Origin of the sequence: Devosia sp., from assembly GCF_036676215.1 — a bacterium.
In the GTDB taxonomy this organism is placed as follows: Bacteria; Pseudomonadota; Alphaproteobacteria; order Rhizobiales; family Devosiaceae; genus Devosia.
Genome location: NZ_JAKFDJ010000009.1, coordinates 1 through 1,575, shown reverse-complemented (window position 1 = coordinate 1,575; position 1,575 = coordinate 1). Strand labels below are relative to the sequence as shown.

Sequence of the window (1,575 nt, the reverse complement as noted above, 5' to 3'; positions counted from 1 at the left end):
GCCCGCCTGCTGCACCTGAAACCGATCTTCGCGCGCATCGAGAAATGGACCATGACCAAGACCAAGTTCGAAGCCATGGAAATCCTCAACAAATACGACATTCCCTGCGGCCCCATCCTCTCGATGAAGGAAATCGCCGAAGAGCCCGCCCTGCGCGCGACCGGCACCATCGTCGAAGTCGACCATCCGGTGCGCGGCAAATATCTGACCGTGGGCAACCCCATCAAGATGTCGGACAGCGCCACCGAAGTCACGCGCTCCCCGCTTTTGGGCGAACACACCGACGAGGTACTGGCGCAGCTGGGCTACAGCGCCGACGAAATCGCCGAATTGCGCACCGAACGCGTCATCTGACCGGAAACCGCCTCCCAAGCCAACGACGCCAGCCACACAGCGAGCCCACACGCCCATGAACCATCCCATCATTCCCATTGCCGTCATCGACGCCTCCAAGCAGCGCAAACGCCAGGCCCCCAAGGGCCGACGTGTGGATCCGGCGGCGCTGGCCGACGTGCAGGGCCTGCTGGGCAATGCATCGCGCCAGGCCGACCTGCTGATCGAACACCTGCACAAGCTGCAGGACCATTTCGGCCACCTGTCGGCAGCCCACCTGGCTGCGCTGGCACAGGAGATGCGCCTGGCCCAGACCGAGGTCTATGAGGTGGCGACCTTCTATCACCACTTCGACGTGGTCAAGGAAGGCGAAGCCGTACCGGCAGCGCTCACCGTGCGGGTCTGTGACGGGCTATCCTGCGAAATGGCCGGTGCCAAAGACCTGTTGGCCAGGCTCCCTGCCCTGCTGGGCCGCGAGGTGCGCGTGATCGCGGCGCCTTGCGTGGGCCGCTGCGAACAGGCACCCGCTGCCGTCGTGGGACAGAACCCGGTGCCGAACGCCAGCTGCGAAAGCATCATGGCCACCGTCGCGGCCGGCGCGGTGAAACACGTCCCGGCAGGATTTACCGACTTTTCCAGCTACCAGGGCGCCGGTGGCTACGCCCTGCTCAAGCAATGCGTCTCGGGTGGCCGCGAGGTCGAATCGGTCATCAAGACCATGGAGGATTCCGGGCTGCGCGGCCTGGGCGGCGCAGGCTTCCCCTCCGGCCGCAAGTGGCGCATCGTCCGGGCCGAGCAAGGCCCGCGCCTGATGGCGGTGAACATCGACGAGGGCGAACCCGGCACTTTCAAGGACCGCGTCTACCTGGAGCGCGATCCGCACCGCTTCCTCGAAGGCATGCTGATCGCCGCCTGGGCCGTCGGCATCGAGAAAGTCTACATTTATCTGCGCGACGAATACCACGGCTGCCGCACCATGCTGGAAGCCGAGCTCGCCAAGCTCAGGGCATCGCCGCTGATGGCAGGCATGCCGGAGATCGAGCTGCGCCGCGGCGCCGGCGCCTATATCTGCGGTGAAGAGTCGGCCATGATCGAGTCCATCGAAGGCAAACGCGGCATGCCGCGCCTGCGTCCGCCCTACGTGGCGCAGGTCGGCCTGTTCGGCCGCCCGACACTCGAACACAACTTCGAAACCCTGTACTGGGTGCGCGACATCCTGGAAAAAGGCGGCGAATGGTTTGC

The 1,575-nt window shown here is 65.2% G+C and carries 2 protein-coding genes; both read left to right on the top strand.

The annotated features are described in order from the left end of the window. A partial coding sequence (locus V6M52_RS00685) for a CoA transferase (protein WP_332698358.1) occupies window positions 1-354 on the top strand: 354 nt, incomplete at its 5' end. Window positions 355-409: 55 nt separating this feature from the next. Beyond that, window positions 410-1,575 (top strand): NAD(P)H-dependent oxidoreductase subunit E (locus V6M52_RS00680; RefSeq protein ID WP_332698355.1); only part of this gene is annotated, 1,166 nt, incomplete at its 3' end.